At 68.2% G+C, this 20,308-nt stretch carries 17 protein-coding genes and 1 riboswitch; of the genes, 9 read left to right on the top strand and 8 right to left on the bottom strand.

All coding sequences use genetic code 11. The features are described 5' to 3' along the window. The coding region (locus VK533_RS06510) for an ABC transporter substrate-binding protein (protein WP_324376051.1) at positions 1-686 on the bottom strand (686 nt) is incomplete at its 3' end. Positions 687-729: 43 nt separating this feature from the next. Between VK533_RS06510 and VK533_RS06505 the strand changes: the two genes are divergently transcribed. The 6 genes from VK533_RS06505 (at position 730) to VK533_RS06480 (ending at position 7,288) form a co-directional block, all read left to right on the top strand. Next, entirely contained in the window at positions 730-1,722 is a 993-nt protein-coding gene (locus VK533_RS06505) for an iron ABC transporter permease (RefSeq protein WP_324376050.1), read from the top strand. Beyond that, entirely contained in the window at positions 1,716-2,477 is a 762-nt protein-coding gene (locus tag VK533_RS06500) for an ABC transporter ATP-binding protein (protein WP_324376049.1), read from the top strand. Before VK533_RS06505 ends, VK533_RS06500 begins: the two co-directional genes overlap by 7 nt. Positions 2,478-2,497: 20 nt before the next feature. Then, positions 2,498-2,681: riboswitch (cobalamin riboswitch) on the top strand. Positions 2,682-2,758: 77 nt separating this feature from the next. Then, positions 2,759-4,663: a TonB-dependent receptor plug domain-containing protein gene (locus tag VK533_RS06495; RefSeq protein ID WP_324376048.1), complete on the top strand. Its 1,905-nt coding sequence runs from the start codon at positions 2,759-2,761 to the stop codon at positions 4,661-4,663. A gap of 187 nt (positions 4,664-4,850) precedes the next feature. Beyond that, positions 4,851-5,189 (top strand): DMT family protein, encoded by a 339-nt coding sequence (locus tag VK533_RS06490; RefSeq protein WP_324376047.1) that lies wholly within the window; start codon positions 4,851-4,853, stop codon positions 5,187-5,189. A 90-nt stretch (positions 5,190-5,279) separates the two neighbouring features. After that, complete coding sequence (gene tsaD, locus VK533_RS06485; protein ID WP_324376053.1) at positions 5,280-6,314, top strand: tRNA (adenosine(37)-N6)-threonylcarbamoyltransferase complex transferase subunit TsaD; 1,035 nt, start codon at positions 5,280-5,282, stop codon at positions 6,312-6,314. Next, a complete protein-coding gene (locus tag VK533_RS06480; protein ID WP_324376046.1) occupies positions 6,311-7,288 on the top strand; it encodes an NAD(P)H-dependent glycerol-3-phosphate dehydrogenase in 978 nt (325 codons plus the stop codon). The genes tsaD and VK533_RS06480 overlap by 4 nt, the downstream gene beginning before the upstream one ends. On the opposite strand, the gene VK533_RS06475 is transcribed toward VK533_RS06480, so the two are convergent. Then, on the bottom strand, positions 7,285-9,102 hold the full coding sequence (locus VK533_RS06475; RefSeq protein WP_324376045.1) for an AsmA family protein: 1,818 nt from the start codon (positions 9,100-9,102) through the stop codon (positions 7,285-7,287). The two genes, VK533_RS06480 and VK533_RS06475, sit on opposite strands and share 4 nt — an antisense overlap. 54 nt (positions 9,103-9,156) lie before the next feature. Further along, entirely contained in the window at positions 9,157-9,324 is a 168-nt protein-coding gene (locus VK533_RS06470; protein ID WP_324376044.1) for a DUF1674 domain-containing protein, read from the bottom strand. A gap of 41 nt (positions 9,325-9,365) precedes the next feature. Here VK533_RS06470 and VK533_RS06465 point away from each other — a divergent pair, with 41 nt between their 5' ends. Continuing rightward, positions 9,366-10,652 carry an RsmB/NOP family class I SAM-dependent RNA methyltransferase gene (locus VK533_RS06465; RefSeq protein ID WP_324376043.1) on the top strand — a complete coding sequence of 429 codons (1,287 nt, stop codon included), beginning with the start codon at positions 9,366-9,368 and terminating at the stop codon, positions 10,650-10,652. A 65-nt stretch (positions 10,653-10,717) separates the two neighbouring features. On the opposite strand, the gene VK533_RS06460 is transcribed toward VK533_RS06465, so the two are convergent. The 4 genes from VK533_RS06460 to VK533_RS06445 all read right to left on the bottom strand — a co-directional run bounded on the left by VK533_RS06460 (position 10,718) and on the right by VK533_RS06445 (position 12,997). Then, complete coding sequence (locus tag VK533_RS06460) at positions 10,718-11,041, bottom strand: UrcA family protein (protein ID WP_324376042.1); 324 nt, start codon at positions 11,039-11,041, stop codon at positions 10,718-10,720. A gap of 84 nt (positions 11,042-11,125) precedes the next feature. Next, entirely contained in the window at positions 11,126-11,449 is a 324-nt protein-coding gene (locus tag VK533_RS06455; protein ID WP_324376041.1) for a UrcA family protein, read from the bottom strand. A 190-nt stretch (positions 11,450-11,639) separates the two neighbouring features. Next, positions 11,640-12,722, bottom strand: coding sequence for a GlxA family transcriptional regulator (locus tag VK533_RS06450; protein WP_324376040.1), 1,083 nt, complete (start codon positions 12,720-12,722; stop codon positions 11,640-11,642). Continuing rightward, complete coding sequence (locus VK533_RS06445) at positions 12,722-12,997, bottom strand: DUF4242 domain-containing protein (protein ID WP_324376039.1); 276 nt, start codon at positions 12,995-12,997, stop codon at positions 12,722-12,724. Before VK533_RS06445 ends, VK533_RS06450 begins: the two co-directional genes overlap by 1 nt. Before the next feature lie 156 nt (positions 12,998-13,153). On the opposite strand from VK533_RS06445, the gene rpe reads away from it, so the two are divergent. Together rpe and VK533_RS06435 are read left to right on the top strand one after the other, a co-directional pair. Continuing rightward, positions 13,154-13,819, top strand: coding sequence for a ribulose-phosphate 3-epimerase (rpe, locus tag VK533_RS06440; protein WP_324376038.1), 666 nt, complete (start codon positions 13,154-13,156; stop codon positions 13,817-13,819). Beyond that, positions 13,819-15,525, top strand: a complete 1,707-nt coding sequence (locus VK533_RS06435; protein WP_324376037.1) for a heparinase II/III family protein — start codon at positions 13,819-13,821, stop codon at positions 15,523-15,525. Before rpe ends, VK533_RS06435 begins: the two co-directional genes overlap by 1 nt. Before the next feature lie 68 nt (positions 15,526-15,593). Here VK533_RS06435 and VK533_RS06430 read toward each other — a convergent pair whose 3' ends face one another. Then, entirely contained in the window at positions 15,594-20,243 is a 4,650-nt protein-coding gene (locus tag VK533_RS06430) for an NAD-glutamate dehydrogenase (protein WP_324376036.1), read from the bottom strand. Positions 20,244-20,308: the final 65 nt, after the last annotated feature.

Genomic DNA, 20,308 nt, shown 5'->3' with positions numbered 1-20,308 from the left:
GCGATCGCGGGATGATCGAGCATCTGGCTGCCGAGATCGCGCGCCGGCCCGGCCCCGGTGATCAGGAAATCGGGGCGGTGCGCGACGAACTGCTCGAGCGGCAGATTGGCGAGCGGCGGCAGGCCGAGCCGGGTGGCGAGGTTCACCAGCCCGACGCGTTGCATCATGTCGTCCATCAACGTGCCCGCGCCCGACAAATAGCCGCGTCTTTGATAGTCGGCGGCGACGCGGCCCCGGCCCGTTTTCGGAATCGATGCGAGCGTGGCATCCATGTCGCGGATCAACGCCTCCCCGCGTTCCTTATGGCCGACCGCATCCGCGACGAGACGGATCTGCGCGACGATATCGGCATAGCTATTGGCGGGCGGGACCGTGACGATCCGCGTCTTGAGGCCGGCGCGAACCGCGGCGTCCGCCTGACCCGGCCAGCCGGTGAGAAGCAGATCGGGTTGGGCGACGAGCAAGGCTTCGGCCGACGAACCGATGGTCGGAAAGCGCGCCGCTTGCGATGCGATCGGCGACATGTTGGCCATGTGCGACAGCCGCGTCAGGCCGGCGATCTGGCCGGGATCGGCGAGCGCGACGAGGAACTGGTCGGCGCACAGGTTGAGCGAGGCGACGTGGCGTGGGGGCGCGGCGGGGGCGGGCGCGGCCAAGGTCAGGCCAAGGAGCAGGAAGCGCAGCATCGCAGGCTTCCTAGCGTGCCTCGGCGCCTGTAGGAACGCGGCCGTGACGAAATCCTCGCTGCGCATCGACCTTGCTTTGGCGCTGATCGCCTTGCTGTGCGCGGGACTGTCGCTCGGTATCGGGCCGGCGCAGCTCGGCTGGGGCCGCGCCTTCGCGGCCCTGACCGGCCATGGCGATCCGATCGCGACCGCGATCGTCTGGCAATTGCGCCTGCCGCGCGCCTTGCTGGCGTTGCTGATCGGCGGGATGCTGGGCGGGGCGGGTGCGGCGCTGCAAGGCTATCTGCGCAATCCGCTCGCCGATCCGGGCGTGCTCGGCACGTCGAGCACCGCCGCTTTGGGCGCGGTGCTGGCGCTCTATTACGGTTTCGCCGCGATCAGCCCGCTGACCTTGCCCCTGTTCGCGATCCTCGGCGCGATCGCCGGGCTGGTCCCGCTGCTGCTGCTCGCCGCGCGCAGCGAAGGGCCGCTTGCCTTGATCCTCGCCGGGGTCGCCATCGCCACCGCCGCCGGCGCGGGGATCAGCCTCGCGCTCAATTTCGCGCCCAATCCGTTCGCGGCGGTCGAGATCATGACCTGGCTGATGGGCAGCCTGGCCGATCGCTCGTTCCTCCATGTCTGGCTGGCCTTGCCCTGCATTGCCGTCGGCCTCGGCCTGATCCTGCTCCAGGCGCGCGCGCTCGACGCGCTGACGTTGGGCGAGGAAGGCGCGACCGCGCTCGGCGTGAACCTGCGGCGCACGCGCACATTGCTGCTGCTCGCAACCGCGATCGGGGTTGGCGGTGCGGTCGCCGTGTCGGGTGCGATCGGTTTCGTCGGGCTGGTGGTGCCGCATCTGGTGCGGCGCTTCACCGACCGGCGGCCTTCGTCCTTGCTGGTGCCGTCCATCCTGGGCGGCGCAGCTTTGCTCGCGGCGGCCGATGCGCTGGTGCGGATCGTGCCGACGCTGGAGGAGCCGCGTCTGGGCGTCGTCACCGCTTTGATCGGCGTGCCGATCTTCCTCCACCAACTTGTGCGGGCGCGGCGGCAATGGTGAGGCTGGACCGGGTTTCGGTGTCGCTCGGCGGCCGCCATGTGGTCGAGGACGTGTCGGCCGACCTCAGCGGCGGCGTGATCGGGCTGATCGGCCCCAACGGCGCGGGCAAATCCACGCTCGTGCGCGCGGTCGCCGGATTGATCCCGAGCGACGGCGCGATCCTAATCGAGGGCACGCCGGTGGCGGCGCTGCCGCCACGCGAGCGCGCCCGGCGCATCGCCTATCTGCCGCAAGGCCAGTCGGTGCATTGGCCGCTCACCGTCGAGCGGCTGGTCGCGCTCGGGCGGTTGCCGCACCTCGCCCCGTTCGCGCGGCCTGGTGCCGGCGATGCGGCGGCGATCGAACGGGCGCTGACGCGAACCGAATTGCTCGATCTGCGCGACCGGCCGATCGACGAGCTTTCGGGCGGCGAACGGGCGCGGGCATTGCTGGCGCGCGCGCTGGCGGTTGAAGCGCCGCTGCTGCTCGCCGACGAGCCGCTCGCGGCGCTCGACCCGGCGCATCAGATCGAGGTGATGGCTTTGCTCCGCGCCGAGGCGGCACGCGGTGCGACCGTGATCGCGGTGCTGCACGATCTGACCATCGCCGCGCGCTGGTGCGACCGGCTGCTGCTGATCGACCAGGGCAGGCTCGTCGCCGACGGTGCCCCGCGCGTTGTGCTGACCGCCGACAGGATTGGATCGGTCTACGGCGTATCCGCCTTTGTCGGCGAGGCCGAAGGTCAGCCTTTGATCGTTCCGCTCGCGCATCATTGACCGCAGCGCAGCAATTGCCCTAACCGGGCGCCGCGACAGGTTCTCCCTCGGGAGATGAAAAGGGAAGCGAGTGAAATGCTCGCGCTGCCCCTGCAACTGTAAGCGGCGAGCGCTCAAGCCAACATGCCATTGGGGACACCCGAGAAGGCGGCCTGAGCGCGCTGACCCGTGAGCCAGGAGACCTGCCCGTCGCGGCTGTCCACCGTTCGGCCAGGGTGCGCCGCGCGGTCGAGGATTTTCCTCGTGAGACGGCAATTGTCGTCTTCGCGAAGGAAATTCGAATGCCCAATTTCAAGCTTCTCCTGCTGGCGAGCGCGCTGGCCACACCCGCGTTTGCCGCGCCAACGCCCACGTCGGACTCGTTCGCGCAACAGGCGTCCGATCCCGATACGATCATCGTCACCGCGTTGCGCACGCCGACCCCGCTGACCCAGGTGGCGAGCGCGATCACCGTGCTCGACAAGGCGGCGATCGACGCCTCCCAGCAATTCACGGTGTCCGACCTGATTGTTCGCACGCCTGGCGTGACCGGGTCGCGCACCGGCGGCTTCGGCACCACCACCGGCATCCGCATCCGCGGCGCGGAGAGCGACCAGACCGTGGTCGTGATCGACGGGGTGAAGCTCAACGATCCGTCCGCACCCGGCGGCGGCTATGATTTCGGCGATCTGTTCGTCGGCGACGCCGCCCAGATCGAAGTGCTGCGTGGCCCGCAATCGACGCTCTGGGGCAGCCAGGCGATCGGCGGCGTGGTCAATATCGTCACCGCGCTCCCGACGGCGGGTTTGCAGGGTTCGGCCGAGGCCGAAGGCGGATCGCGCGGCACGGCCAGCGGCAAGGCCGCGATCGGCGGCGCGAGCAACGGCATACGCTGGCAGCTTGCCGGCAATGCGTTCCGCACCGACGGCATCTCCGCGATCGCGCCCGAATTCGGCGGCCATGAGCATGACGGTTATCGCCATATCGGCACCAGCGGCCGCGTGCTCGCCGACATCGCGCCGGACATCAGCCTCGACGTTCGCGGCTATTGGAGCCACGGCAAGGTCGATCTCGATTCCAGCTTTGGCCCGCCCGACACGCCCGAATATCAGAAGTCGACCAACTGGATCGGCTATGCCGGCCTCAACGTGGCCTTGTTCGACGGACGGCTGAAGAACCGCATCGCGGTCACCCGCGACCATATCGATCGCGACAATTACGATCCGAGCGCGGGCGCGCCCGACAAGACGTTCGCCTCCACCGGCAACAACGACCATATCGAATATCAGGGCAGCCTCGCGATCGTGAAGGGCTGGGACGCGACCTTCGGCGCCGAGCACGAGCATTCGCGCTTCACGGCAATCTCGCCGCAATTCCAGACCGATCCCGATCGCGGCAACGTCTCGATCGACAGCGTCTACGGCCAGCTCAACGGGACAATTGTCGATCATCTGACGCTGACCGGGGGCGTCCGTTACGATCACCACCAGACCTATGGCGGCCATGCTTTGGTCTCGGGCGGCGCGGTCTGGTCGTCGGGCGGCACGACCGTTCGCGCAAGCTATGGCGAGGGCTTCAAGGCGCCGACACTTTATCAGCTCTACAGCGCCTACGGGAATCTCAACCTCAACCCCGAGCGCGCGCATGGCTGGGATGCCGGGATCGAGCAGAAACTGGGCGGCCATTTCACCGCCTCGCTCACCTGGTTCGATCGCGACACGCACAATCTGATCGAATTCGCCGGCTTCCCGCCGCGCGCCGACCGGCCGTTCGGTTATTATCAGAATGTCGACAAGACGAACGCGCACGGCATCGAGGCCGCCGCCGCCGCCCGGTTCGGCGGGCTCACGCTCGACGCGAATTATACGTGGACCGACGCCGAGGATCGCTCGCCCGGCGCCACGCACGGCAACGATCTGATTCGCCGGCCGCGCGGCACCGCCAATGCCGACGCGACCTATGCCTGGGCGTTCGGGCTCACCACCATCGTGGCGGTGACCCATGCGAGCCATTCATTCGAGGATAGCGGCAATACGATCCGCCTCGACGGCTACACGCTCGTCGATTTCCGCGCGGAACAGCCGATCGGTCACGGCCTCAGCCTGTTCGGCCGGGTCGAGAATATCGGCAACACGCATTACGAGACGGCGTATGAGTTCGGTTCGCTCGGCCGCAGCTTTTACGGCGGCGTAAGGGCGAAGTTCTAACACGCAAACGTCATTGCGAGCGTAGCGAAGCAATCCAGTCCGCCGTCGGGACTGGATTGCTTCGTCGCTGCGCTCCTCGCAATGACGGGCTAGTCGCGTGGACCCCGGAACAAGTCCGTGTGATCGCTCTTTCCTCGGGCGGCACGCTGGTTCAGGCTGCCGTCCTTGTCTTTGGAAAAGCGCGCCGATGCCCACGATCCTGCTGCTCACCCTCTCCAACCTGTTCATGACGACCGCCTGGTACTGGCATCTGAAAGGCGGGATGCACAAACAGCTGTGGCTGGTGATCCTGATCAGCTGGGCGATCGCCTTCTTCGAATATTGCCTGGCGGTGCCCGCGAACCGGTTCGGCTATGCCAGCGGCTGGAGCGCGGGCCAGCTCAAGATCGCGCAGGAGGCGATCGCCTTGATCATCTTCGGCGGCTTCATGGTGTTCGTGCTGGGCGAGCCTTTGCACTGGCGCCACGCGGCTGCCTTCCTCTGCATCATGGCGGCGGTTGGCTTCCTGTTTGTGGGAAAAGCTTAGTTTGAGAAATCGCGGGGGAGCGGGCCGGAACCGGCTTTCAGAGAACCTCCCGGCCTTGAAAGCATCGCGCATGGCGCGCAGATGGGCGCGATGGCGCTGATCCTCGGCCTTGAATCCTCCTGCGACGAAACCGCGGCTGCTCTGGTCACATCCGACCGGCGTATCCTTGCGCACAAGCTCGCGGGGCAGGAAGCCGCGCATCGCCCCTATGGCGGGGTGGTGCCGGAGATCGCCGCGCGCGCGCATGTCGAGGCGCTGATTCCGTTGACCGAAGCCGCTCTCGCCGAAGCAGGGGTTACGCTCGACCAGATCGACGCCGTCGCGGCGACTGCCGGGCCGGGGCTGATCGGCGGGGTGATGGTCGGGCTGGTGACGGGCAAGGCGCTCGCGCTGGCGACTGGCAAGCCGTTGATCGCGGTCAACCATCTCGAAGGTCATGCCTTGTCGCCGCGGCTGGCCGATCCGGATCTCGATTTCCCTTATCTGCTGCTGCTCGTTTCGGGCGGCCATTGCCAATTGCTCGAAGTGCGCGGGCCGGGCGACTATCGCCGGCTGGCCACCACGATCGACGATGCGGCGGGCGAGGCGTTCGACAAGAGCGCGAAACTGCTCGGCCTGGGCTTTCCCGGCGGCCCGGCGGTGGAAGCCGCCGCGCTCCGGGGCGATCCCACAAAGGTGCCGTTGCCGCGCCCGCTGCTCGGATCGCCCGAACCGCATTTCTCCTTCGCGGGCCTCAAGAGCGCGGTGCTGCGCGCGCGCGACGCCGGCACCTGGTCGGCGGAGGATATCGCCGCGTCCTTCCAGCAGGCGGTGATCGACTGCCTGATCGACCGTACCAAGCGCGCGATCGGCAGCGCCCGCGGCGTCAACGCTTTGGTCGTGGCGGGCGGGGTCGCCGCCAACACCGCGATCCGCACCGCGCTGCAGGCGCTCGCCGCCCAGCATGATCTGCGCTTCGTCGCGCCGCCCTTGTGGTTGTGCACCGACAATGCGGCGATGATCGCCTGGGCAGGCGCGGAACGGCTCGCGGCAGGGATGACCGATCCGCTCGACGTACCGGCGCATGCGCGCTGGCCGCTCGATCCGTCGGCGGAAAAAGCGCGCGGCGCGGGGGTGAAGGCATGAGGATCGGGGTTATCGGCGGCGGCGCGTGGGGCACCGCGCTCGCGCAAGTCGCGTCGGCGGGCGGCGAGGTTCTGCTGTGGGCGTTCGAGCCCGATGTGGTCGAGGCGATCAATGCCGATCATGTGAACCCGATCTTCCTGGCGGGTGTGCCCTTGTCGCCCGCCATCCGCGCGACCAACGATCTGGCCGATCTCGCGTCGTGCGAGGCATTGCTGGTTGTGACGCCGGCCCAGCATATGCGCCGCATCCTCGGCGCGGCGCCGGTGGGCAACCGCCCGCTGATCCTCTGCTCTAAGGGGATCGAGGCGGATACGATGGCTTTGATGTCCGAAGCGGCGGCGGACACCTGCCCCGACGCGCCGATCGCGGTCCTGTCCGGCCCGACCTTCGCGAGCGAGGTGGCCAAGGGCCTGCCGACCGCGGTGACATTGGCCTGCGCCGACGATGCGGTCGCGGCCCGGCTGGCGCCGCGCATCGCCCGGCCGGGGTTCCGCCCCTATCGCTCGACCGACGTGGTCGGCGCGGAGATTGGCGGCGCGGTCAAGAATGTGCTCGCGATCGCGTGCGGCGTGGTCGAGGGCGCGGGGCTCGGCAAGAATGCGCGCGCGGCCCTGATCGCGCGCGGTTTCGCCGAAATGACGCGGTTCGGGCTGGCACGCGGCGCGCGGCCGGAGACATTGGCGGGCATGTCAGGTCTGGGCGATCTGGTGCTGACCTGCTCGTCCGAACAGTCGCGCAATTTTTCGCTCGGCCTCGGCCTCGGCCAAGGCAAGAGCGCCGCCAGCCTGATGGCGGATCGCCGCACGGTGGCGGAAGGCGCCTTTACCGCGCCGGTGCTGGTCGAGGCGGCGCGCGCGGTGGGGGTCGAGATGCCGATCTCGGAAGCGGTTGCCGCCCTGCTCGATGGCAAGGTCGACGTGCAGGCGGCGGTCGAGGCGTTGCTGGCGCGCCCGCTCAAGGACGAGGCGGTTTAGCGCAACGCCTGCGCCGCCAGTCCCGCACAATCCGCATCGGGCGCGGGATCGGCATGATTACCCGCGATCGCATTGCCGATCAGCTTGAAGATGGTGCCAACGGTCCTGGGCACGCTCTGCGGCTCGACCCGCGGCTCGGACAAAGTCCCGACCAGATGGACCGGCACGTCCAGTTTGACCGCATGATCGAGCTTGGGGCGGCCCGGCAGGGTGAGCGCCAACTGCTCGTTGCCGAGGTCGATCGTGCCCGATCCGTCGCTGCGGGACACTTCTGTATCCAGCACCAAAGTGTCGGCGGTGGCGGCGCCGCCCTTCACCGCGAAATGCCCGATCATGCAGCGGAGCATCGTCGTCTCGCTTTTATTCTCGAACAAGGCCCGGCCGGCATCCGATCCCAGGAACAAGGCCGCGCGCCGGTTGATCGCGCCGGTGCCGCCTACGACGCCGATCGTGCCGTTCGCATGCGCCAGTGCTTCGCGGATCGTGCGGCCCGATCCTTCCAGCCGCAGACGCCCTGCGAGCGGGCCGGAGGCGGCATCGCCCATCGGCTCCTCGATGCGGGCTTCACGCAATTTGAGGTCGAGCGTGAGCAAGGGCGTGCCCGTTTGGTGCTTCACGCGCACGAAGCCGGCGATATTGCCGGTCGTCATTCGCACGAAGAAAGGATCGGCGGTCAGCACGCCATGATCGAGCGTGACCTTGGTCAATATCCCCTGGAAGACCGAAGGCTGTTTGAACAAAAGCCGCTGGATATCGAACCGGATCGACCCGTCGGTCCGCTGCATATGTTCGAGATGGATCTCCGTGTCGGGAATGGCGCGCGGGCCAAGCGCGGCGCGTTTGGCCGCCGCCTCGGCGAGGCCCTCGTTCGAGGCGAGATCGTTGAAATCGAGCGCGGTTGAGGTCAGCGAACCGTCGACCTTGCTGCGGCCGTCCTGCCGGCGGATCGTGACATTGCCCGCGAAGTGCGACCGGCCGATGGTCAGGCGCAGATCGCGCACCGTCCAGGTCGGCCGATCGCGGCGAACGTCCGCGGTGAGGCGGGCGGGCTGGGTTCCGGGCATCCCGGCCTCGACCAGCAGATCGAGATGCTTGAGATCGTCGCCCCAGGCGGTGGCGTGGGCATCGAAATGGCCGAGGTCGAGCGGATGGTCGGCGCGGCCGATCAGGGTGCCGTTGGCGATCTCCGACCGGTAGTCGAGCCGGAACGGCCACGACCCTTTGCCGATAAGCGCGGGTCCGGCCAGCGCGATCGTCGAGGGATGGCCCGCGAGCGCGCCGCCCCCAATCATCCGAAAGCCCCTGTCGTCGGCGGCGATGGCAGCGGTGAGTTGGTGAGCGCGCTTGCGGTCGTCGAGCGTGAGCACGCCGTGGCGGATCACGAAATGCGCGATCGAGCCCATCCCGCTGCCGCGCGGCAGGCCCTTCCAATTGGCATGCGTCGCGTCGCGGCGGACGAGCGCGACGGTGAGACCGTCAATCTCGATCGACTGCGGTTCGGCCTTGCCGAACAGGAGGGGCAGCAAGGGCAAGCGGATGGTGGCGTGGCGCACCACAATCATGTCGCCGCCGCCGACCCACATCGGCTGCGCGACATGCATGTTGCCGATCTGGAGGACGGGGTGGAGCAGGCTGTGGTCGATCCGCCGGATCGCACCGATCGTCACGGGGCGGCCGAGCGAACGCGACAGATGGCGTTCGAGCGGGCCGCGCAGATCCGACCAGGCGAAGGTCAGGATCAGGATCGCGGCGACCAGGAGCAGGCCAAAGGCGATCAGCACCGCGATGAAGGCGCGGCGGTGCCGGTGGAACAAGGCTGCCGCATCCATGCCTATGAGACGCGCGGGCCATGGCCGCGTTCCGTGGGATCAGAAATCGACGGCGATGCCGTTCTTCTCCCAATCGCCGTAGCGAACCGGCGATAAGGGCTCGCGCTCACTCTCCGGCACGGGCGCCTTCGGCTCGGGCACTGGCGGGCTCGGCGGCAGGTCCGCGGGCGGCTTGAGATGCGCTGGGCGCCTGGAAGGTTCGGTCATGATCGTTGCGGCTTGCCTGGTTCGGTTCCATGTGGGCCGCAATGACCGATCAGACAAGACGCGAGCCTCAGGCCGCCCCCCAAGCCGCCGGCGTCGCGGCACGTGCTGCCGCGTTGCGCCTGCTCGATGCGGTGCTGCGCAAGGGGCTGCCGCTCGAAAGCGCGCTGGACAATGCCGCGCGTGGCCTGGAGCGGGCCGACGATCGCGCGCTGGCGCATGCGCTCGCCGCCGAGGTGCTGCGCCGGCTGACCGATCTCGACGCGTTGATCGACAGCGCGACCGCCAAGCCGCTGCCGCCCGATGCGAAGGCGCGGTTCGCGCTGCGCATCGCGCTGGTGCAGGCGCTGCAATTGGGCACGCCGGCGCATGCCGCGATCTCGACCGTGCTGCCCTTGGTCGACGGAGGGCCGCGCAAATTGGTCCATGGCGTGTTCGGCACGCTCAACCGCAACGGCGCGCGGCTGCCGGAACTGCCGTCGCTGCCCGAGGGCGTCGCGCAGCGCTGGGAGGCCGCCTGGGGCGAAAAGGTGGTCGAGGCGGCGCAACATGCGATCGCGGTGCCGCCGCCCCTCGATCTGACGCTGCGCGACCCGCAGGCGGACGGCGCGGAGCAGTTCAACGGCATCAGCCTCGCGCCCGGCCATGTGCGACTGCCGGCGGGCGGGCATGTCCCCGAACTGCCCGGCTTTGCCGATGGCGATTGGTGGGTACAGGATATCTCCGCTTCGCTGCCGGCACGGCTGATCGGGCCGGGGCCCGGCCGCGCGCTCGATCTGTGCGCCGCGCCCGGCGGCAAGACGATGCAACTCGCCGCCGCCGGCTGGGACGTGACCGCGGTCGACAATGCGGACCAACGCCTGAAGCGCGTGCGCGAGAATCTGACACGGACCAGGCTCAAGGCGAAACTGGTCAACGGCGATGCGCTGACCTTCAGCGACGATCCCTATGATGCGGTACTGCTGGATGCGCCCTGTTCGGCAACGGGCATCTTCCGCCGCCATCCCGACGTGCTGCATCGTGTCCGCCCGCGCGCCATCGCTTCGATGGCGGAGCGCCAGCAGGCGATGCTGGCGCGTGCGGCGGGACTGGTGAAACCGGGCGGCGTGTTGGTCTATTCGGTCTGCTCGCTTGAGCCCGAAGAAGGCGAGCGCGTCGCCGACGCCTTCCTCGCCAGCCATGCGGGCTTCACCGCCGATCCGGTCTCGGCGGCGGAACTGCCCGCCGGCCTATTGCCCGACAAGGATGGCCGGGTGCGCGTGCTGCCGGGCGCGTTGGCGGAGCAGGGCGGTGCCGACGGCTTCTTCGTGGCGCGCTTCCGGCGGGGCTGATTGGAGAGCGCCTGGCTAAAGGCATGGCGCGCGCGGGGGGCTTGCGCGCGCCATGCCTTCCCGCCTCAACGCGAGGCGAGTTGCTTTTCGCCGGCCCGCCTCTGCGCGATCTCGATCGCACCCAGCATCTTCGGCAAAGCGGCGTCCGCCGCTTCCTTCCGGCAATCCTGATCTTCGCCCTTGATCAGGTTGTCGCCGACGCGTGGAACGCGGCAGACAAGATTGACCGCGCGCGCCAGGCGATGACGGAACGTCCGGACGCCGGTCGCACTGGTCAGATCCAGGTCGCGATAGCTGACGACGCGGCTGATCTGCTGGGCGGTTGCCGGGCAACCGGTGACCAAAGTCAGCAGCGTGGTGAAGGCGATGACGGTAGCTCTACGATACATGGTATTTCCTCCATTCGATGGGGGGTGCGAGTTTCGCGGGATGAATGAGGGCGTGGGGCCAGGGACGCCCCACGCCCTCGCGCCTCAACGGGAGGCGAACTCGGTTGCGGCGGCGCGTTTCTGGGCAAGCGCGATCGCACCCAACAGCTTCGGATGGGTCTCGCGCATGACCTGCTCGCGGCAGTCCTGATTTTCGCTCTTGAGCAAATCATCGCCTGCGCTTGCGAAGCGGCAGACGTAGTTGGCCGCGCGCGTCAGCCGGTGGCGGAAGGTCCTGACCCCTTCGGGCTTGGTCAGATCGAGATCGTGATAGCTGACGACGCGGGTCAGCTGTTGCGCGGTGGCCGGGCCGCCGATCGCAACGGTCAGCAGCAAGGTCGCGGCGGTGGCAAAGGCCTTACGGTACATGGATAGTCTCCTCGGATGATGGGCGCACGCCGCCGATCGGCCGGATCGACCGGCCGGCGGGCATGCCGGGTTTTTGGGACGTGGGTGGTTAGCGGGCGTCAGGCGTCGCGCGTGCGGGCGCGATCGTCAGAGGGCGCACGACGCCATTGCGAAGAATCGCATGTCGTTTCTCCTTTGATGGTCGGCGAGGTTAGTTGGCGAGCGCGCCGAGCGAGATCGTATGGAACTCGGGCGGTGTGTGACCCCGCACGCTGATCGGCGCGAACGAGGCGCGATATTGCTGCGGCGTCATTCCCGTCGCCCGCTTGAACAGGCACCGGAAGAAAGCGACGTCGTTATAGCCGATCGACGCCGCGATCGTCTGCACCGAACGGCCTTCATGCTCCAGCATAACCTTCGACGCCTCGATCCGCAGCGCCTGGATGTAGGCGGCGGGAAGGCGGCCGGTCGCGGCCTTGAAATGGCGCACGAAGGTCCGCTCGCTCATGCAGGCACGGTCGGCCAGCGACTGGATCGAGATGTCCTCGTTGAAATGCTTCTGCAGCCACGCCTCGATCGCACGGATCCGTTCATTGTCGTGCGCCTGCGACACCGGCAGCACGGCATAACCGGACTGATGCTGGTGCAGCCGCGGCATCGGCAGCAGCAACGCCTTGGCGGTGTGCAGCGCGACTTCGTGCCCGCAGAATTTCTCGACCAGATAGAGGCTGATGTCGATCGCGCTGCCGACGCCGCCGCTGCACAGGATGCGTTGATCCTCGGTCACGAACAATTCGGGGTGCCAGCGCACATTGGGGTAGCGCCGCACCATATCGTCGGCGACCGCCCAATGGGTCGTCGCCATCCGTCCGTCGAGCAGACCCGCCGCGGCGAGATAGGTCGAACCCATGCACACGCCGACGATATAGGCGCCCTGCTCGTGGTGGCGCCGCAGCCAGGGCAGCAACGCGCTGTTCTCGACCAGCTTGAGATCGACGTCGAGGCCCGAGGTCGGCACGATGATGATGTCGGCGCGATCGACCGTGTCGATCGACGCACCGGGCGTGATTTCGAAGCCGTAGGGGCTGTGGACCGGCTTGCCGTCGACCGACACGGTGCGCACCCGGAAGCCGGGATGCGTGGGCTCGTCATGGAGCGTGTTCCACAGGCTGCCGGCGGAATGCAGGATTTCGGTCGGCATGACCGCGGTCGACGACAGGCCGTCGTCGAACATCACGATCGCGACGTCCATGGCGGGACGGCGGGCGGGTTTGGCGATGGGCGACATGATCATCAACAACTTCCCGTTTTTGGACTGAGGCCACCGGCAATCTCGGTGATCTTGTTGGCAGGAAAACCACTGATCCGCGCATGTTCGCGGATGATGTCCTCATTCTCCGCCTGATAATGACAGAAGGTCCCATCCTTGACGACCATGGAATCGACCCACTTGATCCCCGATCCCAACTCGGCCAGCACCGCGTTGGACTTGGCGGCAGCTTGCGCAAGCTGTTCGGGAGTAAGCATTTCCGCGCCAGGAATGTGCCGTTCGATCAGATAGTCCTTCATGTCGTGATCCCTTGTTCAAAGCTGGAACCGTAATGAAGCCAAGCCGGTCCGGGCGAAAGACGGCGATCAGGACAAAGAGGGGTGGCGAATGCGTCCGCGCCGGTCCTTTGCGAAAGCGGATTCCCCCGGCCCCAAAGCTGGACTAGAACCAGCCCCATGGTGCGCCCGATACTGATCTCCGCCTCGATCCTCTCGGCCGATTTTGCGAAGTTGGGGGATGAGGTGCGCGCGGTCGACGCGGCGGGCGTCGACTGGATCCATATCGACGTGATGGATGGGCATTTCGTGCCCAACATCACGCTGGGGCCGCAGGTGGTGAAGGCGATCCGTCCGCACACCGCCAAGATGCTCGACGTCCACCTGATGATTTCACCGGTCGACCTTTATCTCGAGGCTTTCGCCGAGGCGGGCGCCGATCTGATCACCGTCCATGCCGAAGCCGGGCCGCATCTGCACCGCACGATCCAGGCGGTGAAGGGGCTGGGCAAGAAAGCGGGCGTTGCGCTTAACCCGGCGACGCCGGTCGAGGCGGTCGATTATATCCTGGGCGACGTCGACGTGATCATGGTGATGAGCGTCAACCCGGGTTTCGGCGGACAGAGCTTCATCGACAGCCAACTGCGCAAGATCGCGGCGCTGCGCGCGCGGATCGACGCGTCGGGACGCGATATCGCGCTGGAAGTGGACGGCGGAATCGGCCCGCAGAATATCGCGAAGGCGATCGCGGCCGGCGCGAACGTGCTGGTCGCCGGCACGTCGACCTTCAAGGGCGGCCCCGATCATTATGCCGCAAACGTGGCCGCGCTGCGCGAGGCGCGCTGATGGCGGACGAGCCCGAGGAGGGCGCGGGCGAAGAGAAAAGCAATCGCCGCCATCGCGCCGGGCGCCGGGCGGGTATTTCGCTGACCGAGACGCTCGGACGAGGCCTCAAGCGGCTGTCCTTCCGCACCCCGGTCCATAGCCTGCGCCTGCGCGGGCGTTACCCGCTGCAATTGCTCGATGTGCCGGCCGATCCGATCCCCGGCAGCGTGCGCGCGGGCCGCGCCCTGCTCGACGGCAAGATGCATGCGGCGGGGGAGACCATCCCGTTCGAAGCGCTCGATCGCGGCGGCTTCTCGCCCGCCTTCTCGGATTATTGGCAGAGCTTCGCCTGGCTGCGCGATCTGGCGGCGTCGGTCGAGCGGCGCGGCGCGGCGCCGGTCGCGGAGCAATTGATGCGGCAGTGGCTCGCCGCCCACGCGCGCAGCGTGAGCGAGCCCGCCTGGCGGCCCGATCTGTGGGGGCGGCGCATCTTGTTCTGGACGGCCTATGCGCCGTTCCTGCTCGACACGCGCGACGCCGAGTATCGCAAGGAAGCATTGAACGCGCTCGCACGCGGTGCGCGCCATCTCGACACCGCGGCCGACACCGCGCCCCAAGGCCTGCCGCGCGTCACCGCCTGGGCGGGTGTGATTACGGCGGGTCTGCTGTTTCCGGGCGGCGATCTGCGCGCGGCGCATGGCGAGGCCGGCATGACGCGCGCGCTGGCGTTGGCGGTGCACGGCGACGGTGGGTTGATCTCGCGCTCGCCGACCGAACAGCTCGCTCTGGTTGAGCTGCTCGCGCAGCTGCGCGGTGTTTATGAAGTGCGCGCGCGGCCGCCGGCGGGCGCGATCGCGCTGGCGCTCAACCAGGCCGCGCCGGTGCTGGCGAGCGCGACGCTCGGCGACGGTGCGCTATCGAGCTGGCAGGGCGGCGGGCCGGCAAGCGCGGCACGGGTCGCGGCGGCTTTGGCGGCGATCAACGTGCGCGGCGGATCGCGCGACGATGCGCGCGACTGGGGCTATCAAAGACTGGTGTGCGGCGACACGCGCCTGATCGTCGATGCCGCGCCGCCGCCGGCAGCGGCGCTGTCGCGCGGGGCCTGCGCCTCGACCCTCGCGTTCGAACTGGCGGACGGGCCGCATCGGCTGGTGGTCAATTGCGGCGGCAGCGCGGGATTGCCCGCAGAGCTGGTGCGCGGGCTGCGCACGACGGCGGCGCATTCGACCCTGGTGCTGGCCGAAACCAATTCGACCGCGCTCCATCAGGACGGAACGATGGGTCGCGGCGTGACCGAGGTCGAGCTGGTCCGGGTCGAGACGCCCGAAGCGCGCAGGATCGAGGCGACGCATGACGGCTATGTGAAGCGCTTCGGTTTCAGCCATCGCCGCCGGTTGAGCCTCGCCGCCGACGGCCGTTCGCTCGAAGGCGAGGATCGCGTCGCCCCGGTCGGGCGCAAGAAGGCGGTGACGACGCCGCTCGCCATCTGGTTCCACCTCGCGCCCGATATCGAGGCGGTGCCGACCACCGACGGGCAGGGCGCGCTGCTGCGGCCGGCCGAAGGCACGGGCTGGCAATTCCGGACGCGCGTCGGCGTGCTGACGGTCGAGGACAGCCTGTGGGTCGACGGCGCGGGCCGCCCGCGCGCGTCCAAGGCGCTGGTCGTCGCGCTCGAAGCGCCCGAGGTGGGCGTGACGATCCCCTGGTCGTTCCGCCGGGTGCGTTAGATTTGAATAGAGCCTGATTCACGCCATCAGCGGAAGCGCACGGCGCTTCCACCGATAACGATCAGGCTCTAGCGGGCTAACAAACCCCGCGCCTGCGCCGCCACCTGCGCCAGCATCGCCGCGCTGGGCGTGGGCGAGAGACGGGCGCGGTCCACCAGGGTCCGGAACTGCTCGACGCGCGCCGCCTGCGCCTTGAGCCAGGCATCGACCGCCTTCTGCGGATCGGCGCCATTGACGCGGGCGAGGAATTCGAGCCGCAATTGCTCGAAATCGCGCGCGAGCCCGGCGGCGAGCAGACGCTCCCATGGGTCGGACGAGACGAAGCGCGACGCCGCCGCCTTGGCCCAGTCGAGCCCGAGCGCCTCGCCCAGGCGGACATAGGCCTGCGTCACCGCCAGTTCGTCGGCGGAGATGCGTGCGGCGAGGCTGGCCGTGCCGATCGCACCGTCCAGTTCGTAGAGGCGGACGATGCGCGCGACGATATCGTCGGTCGCGCCGTCCGCACCGAGGCGGGCGCGCAATGCGGCGGCACCGGCGCGGGCTTCCTGCTTGAGCAGGCTGTCGAGCCGCGATTCCAGTCGCTTCACACCCGGCGCGAGCTTTTCGGCGAGCGCACCCGGCATGATCTCACCGCCCGATGCGCGCATTACGTCGGCGACGTGGAGCCGCGCCGCTGAACCCGCCGCCGCCAGCAAGGCGAGGCGGCCGATTTCGGGCATCGCCGCCTGCTCGATCGCTTCGAACAGGCTTTCGAACCCAAAGATCGCGTCGACCGCGAAATAGGCCGCGGCGACCTGCGCCATCGCGGCGCCTTCCTCTTCGGCCAGCTCGAACGGCGTTACCAGGCCAAGCCGGTTGACGACGCGGTTGGCCATCTTGGTCGCGATGATCTCGGGCCGCAGCCGGTGATCGTCGATCGCCTGGCCGAAGCGCGCCTGCATCGCCGGCGGGAAAGCCGCGTGCAGGATCGGGCGCAGCAGGGGGTCGGACGCGACGTCCGATGCCTCGATCGCGGCCTGGAGGGCGAGCTTGCCATGGCTCAGGATCACCGCGAGTTCGGGCCGGGTCAGGCCGTGGCCCTCCTGCGCGCGGCGCAGCAAAGCGGCGTTGCTCTCGATCCCGTCGACGCTGCGGTCGATCCGGCCGCCGGTTTCGAGGATTTCGACCACGCGCAACTGCGCGGGCAGGGCCGCCGCGCCGCCATGTTCGGCCAGTGACAAGCCGAGCGTCTGAAGGCGGTTATCCTCCAGCACGATATGGGCGACGTCGTCGGTCATCTCGGCGAGGAAGACGTTGCGATCGTCGAAGCTCAGCCGGCCTTCGGTCATCTCGCGATTGAGCGCGATCTTGATGTTGACCTCGTTATCCGAGCAATCGACGCCGGCACTATTGTCGATGAAGTCGGTGTTTATGCGCCCGCCGCCCTCCGCGAACTCGATCCGGCCCGCTTGCGTAACGCCCAGATTGGCGCCTTCGCCGATCACCTTGGCGCGAATATCTGAGCCGTTGACGCGCTGCGCGTCGTTGGCAGGGTCTCCGACATCGGCATTCGACTGGAACGCGGCCTTCACATAGGTACCGATTCCGCCGAACCAGAGCAGGTCCGCAGGGGCTTTCAGGATAGCGGTAATGAGCCCGGAAGGGTCGATTTCGTCGACCTCAAGGCCCAGAACCGCTTTGATTTCGGGCGAAAGCGGGATCGATTTCTGCGTGCGGGGGAAGATTCCGCCGCCTTTCGAGATCAATTCGGGGTTGTAATCGGCCCAGGAAGAGCGCGGCAGCGCGAACATGCGGGCGCGTTCGTCCCAGCTTTTCGCCGGATCCGGGGTCGGATCGAGGAAAATGTGGCGGTGATCGAATACCGCAACCAGCTTGAGCGCTTTCGACAGCAGCATGCCGTTGCCGAACACGTCGCCCGACATGTCGCCGCAGCCGACGACGATCGTCGGATCGGTCTGCACGTCGACGCCCTGTTCGAGGAAATGGCGCTGGACCGAGACCCACGCGCCGCGCGCGGTGATCGCCATCGCCTTGTGGTCGTAGCCGTTGCTGCCGCCCGAGGCGAAGGCGTCGCCCAACCAGAAGCCGTGCTCGACCGCGATCGCGTTGGCGATGTCGGAGAAGGTGGCGGTGCCCTTGTCGGCGGCGACGACGAAATAGGGGTCGTTGCCGTCGTGGATGCGGACCCGGGTGGGATGGACCACCGCGCCCTCGACGAAATTGTCGGTCACCGACAGCAAGGAGCGGATGAAGATGCGGTAGCTCTCCGTGCCCTCGGCCAGCCACGCGTCGCGTTGCGCGATCGGCGGCAATTGCTTGGGATAGAAACCGCCCTTGGCGCCGGTCGGCACGATGACCGCATTCTTGACCACCTGCGCCTTCATCAGGCCGAGGATCTCGGTGCGGAAATCGTCGCGACGGTCGGACCAGCGCAGCCCCCCGCGCGCGATCGGGCCGCCGCGCAGATGGATACCTTCGACGCGCGGCGAATAGACCCAGATCTCACGCCACGGCAGCGGCTTGGGCAGGTTTGGTACGAGCGCCGAATCCATCTTGAAGGCCAAGGCCTCCTGCGCGGCGGGCGCGAACGCGTTGGTGCGCAGGATCGCGCGGACGACGCCGGTCATGCGGCGCAGGATGCGGTCGTCCTCGATCGAGGCGACCTGCGCGAGCGCGGCGTCGAGCTTCTCAAGCGCGGCCGTGTCGTCGCCATTGCCGTCGGGATCGTGGCGCATGTCGAACGCCGCGATCAAAGCGCGTGCGACATCGGGCGAGCGGTGGAGCGCGTCGGCGACCGTCTGCAATCCGTAGGGCAGGCCGGTCTGGCGCAGATAGCGGAACCAGGCGCGGACCAGCACCACCTCGCGCGGGTCGAGGCCGACGCCGGCGATCAGCGCGTTGAACGCGTCATTTTCGGCATGGCTCGCGAGCACGGCGGCGATCGCGGTTTCGGCGACATCGGCACGCGCGAGCAGGGCCTCTGCCGCCTCGGCGCTGTCGGCTTCGAGCAGGAATTCGTGAATGTATCCCGCCGTGCCCCGGTCGAGTGGGGTCGGGATTTCCTCGAGCACGCGGAAGCCGAAATTCTCGAACACCGGCACCGCTTCGGAGAGCGGGATCAATTCGCCCAGCCGATAGGTCTTGAGACGCAGGCGCACGCCTTCGTCCCCGGCGTTGCGGCTCAGGCGCACCGCACGGCTGTCCGTATCTTCCAGGCCGGCGAGGCGCAGCACATCGGCGGCCGCTTCGTCGGGGGTAGTACGGGTGCGGTAATCGGCCGGGAATTTCTCGGCCCAATCGAGCGCGAGGCGGGCGGCGCGGGTCGGCGCGACGCTCTCGTTCAATTTCATCTCGATCGCGGGCGACCAGCCGCGCAGCATCGTCTCGATCTGCCGATCGAGCGCCGCCGCGTCGGGCAGCACCGCGCCATAGGGCAGATCGAGCATGTAGCGGATCAAGGCGATATCGCCTTCGCCCAGATCGAGCGCCCAGTTGGTCACCGGCGCATGCGCGGCCTGTTCCAGCATCGCCCGGATCGCCTCGCGCTGGCGCGTGGTGAGCGCGTCGCGCGGCAGCCACACGAACGCGAAGAGCTGGCGCATGAGCGGCGCGGGCGCGAGCGCGAGCTTGGGGCGCGGCCGATCGGCGAGGCTCATCGCGGTCAGCGCGATCTCCTCCAGCACCGACGGCGCGAAGGTGATCAGCAGATCGTGCGGCAGATCGGACAAAGCGTGATGCAGCGCCTTGCCCGCGTGCGACGAGGGGTCGAAGCCATATTTGCCCTCGATCTGGGCGAGGCGCGTGCGCAGCACGGGCACCTTGTCCGACGAGGCGCGCAAGGCGGCGCTGGTCCACAGGCCGGCGGTGATCGACAGCCCAGTCAGTGCGCCGTTGGCGCGGACCGGTACGATCAGCAGGTCGAGCGGGGCGCGGCGATGGACCGTGGCGAGCCGATCGGCCTTGACCACCAGAGGCGCTTCGCCGCCCTGTTCGAACCAGGCGAAGGCGGCATCGCGCGCGCCCTGCGACCAGAGCTGATCGCCGCCCGCGCGCAAGATGCCGAGCCCGCCTTCGGCCGAGCCGTCCTTATGCTCGACATGATGGCCGAGCAAAGTGAAATGCTTTTCGAGGAACCAGCGCAGCAGGGCCGCGCCCTCGCCGTCGGGCAGGCTCTGCGCCGCGTCGCGCAAGGCGAGCTGCAGGCGTGGCCAATCCTCGACCGCCGCGCGCACGTCGGCCAGCATCTGGGCGAGATCGCTTTCGAGGCTGCGGCGCAGTTTCGCGTCGACCCGATCGACCTCCATATAGATCATCGATTCGCGCCGTTCGCCGCTCGTCCCGCCGGGCAGGACCGCGCTCAGCGCGCCATTGGCGTCGCGGCGGACGGGCAAAACCGGGTGGAGCAGGCGGTGGACGTCGATCCCGCGCGCGGCGAGCGCGGCGCCGACCGAATCCACCAGGAAGGGCATGTCGTCATTGACGATGCCGAGCCGCATGCGCCGATGAACGCTGTCGCCGCCGGTCGATTCGAGCGCGATCGCGGGTTGTCCGGGGGTGCGGCTGGCGGCCAGTTGCGCCATGAAGGCGGCGGCTTCGGCCTGGTCGGCGGTGCTGAAATTATCGGTCTCGCCGGGCAGTGCCCCTTCGACCAAAGCCGCGCCAATAGCGGCCGCGGCCTCCTCCCCAAGGGTGGGAGTGGCCAGATCGGTGTTCGTCATCCTGCTCTCCGGCACGATTAGCGATACGCCCTCGTGCGCTATGATGGTTAATGGCTGGCCTATGC

Source organism: Sphingomonas sp. (genome assembly GCF_035317925.1).
Lineage (GTDB): Bacteria > Pseudomonadota > Alphaproteobacteria > Sphingomonadales > Sphingomonadaceae > Sphingomonas_I.
Note: the sequence above shows the minus strand (reverse complement) of the source record. Positions and strands in the feature narration are given on the sequence as shown.

What these genes read in the sequence shown, in the direction of transcription:
- VK533_RS06500 (WP_324376049.1), top strand. Translation starts at nt 1,716, where the DNA reads ATGGTGAGGCTGGACCGGGTTTCGGTGTCGCTCGGCGGCCGCCATGTG.
- VK533_RS06495 (WP_324376048.1), top strand. Translation starts at nt 2,759, where the DNA reads ATGCCCAATTTCAAGCTTCTCCTGCTGGCGAGCGCGCTGGCCACACCC.
- VK533_RS06490 (WP_324376047.1), top strand. Translation starts at nt 4,851, where the DNA reads ATGCCCACGATCCTGCTGCTCACCCTCTCCAACCTGTTCATGACGACC.
- tsaD (WP_324376053.1), top strand. Translation starts at nt 5,280, where the DNA reads ATGGCGCTGATCCTCGGCCTTGAATCCTCCTGCGACGAAACCGCGGCT.
- VK533_RS06480 (WP_324376046.1), top strand. Translation starts at nt 6,311, where the DNA reads ATGAGGATCGGGGTTATCGGCGGCGGCGCGTGGGGCACCGCGCTCGCG.
- VK533_RS06470 (WP_324376044.1), bottom strand. Translation starts at nt 9,324, where the DNA reads ATGACCGAACCTTCCAGGCGCCCAGCGCATCTCAAGCCGCCCGCGGAC.
- VK533_RS06465 (WP_324376043.1), top strand. Translation starts at nt 9,366, where the DNA reads ATGACCGATCAGACAAGACGCGAGCCTCAGGCCGCCCCCCAAGCCGCC.
- VK533_RS06460 (WP_324376042.1), bottom strand. Translation starts at nt 11,041, where the DNA reads ATGTATCGTAGAGCTACCGTCATCGCCTTCACCACGCTGCTGACTTTG.
- VK533_RS06455 (WP_324376041.1), bottom strand. Translation starts at nt 11,449, where the DNA reads ATGTACCGTAAGGCCTTTGCCACCGCCGCGACCTTGCTGCTGACCGTT.
- VK533_RS06450 (WP_324376040.1), bottom strand. Translation starts at nt 12,722, where the DNA reads ATGATCATGTCGCCCATCGCCAAACCCGCCCGCCGTCCCGCCATGGAC.
- VK533_RS06445 (WP_324376039.1), bottom strand. Translation starts at nt 12,997, where the DNA reads ATGAAGGACTATCTGATCGAACGGCACATTCCTGGCGCGGAAATGCTT.
- rpe (WP_324376038.1), top strand. Translation starts at nt 13,154, where the DNA reads ATGGTGCGCCCGATACTGATCTCCGCCTCGATCCTCTCGGCCGATTTT.
- VK533_RS06435 (WP_324376037.1), top strand. Translation starts at nt 13,819, where the DNA reads ATGGCGGACGAGCCCGAGGAGGGCGCGGGCGAAGAGAAAAGCAATCGC.
- VK533_RS06430 (WP_324376036.1), bottom strand. Translation starts at nt 20,243, where the DNA reads ATGACGAACACCGATCTGGCCACTCCCACCCTTGGGGAGGAGGCCGCG.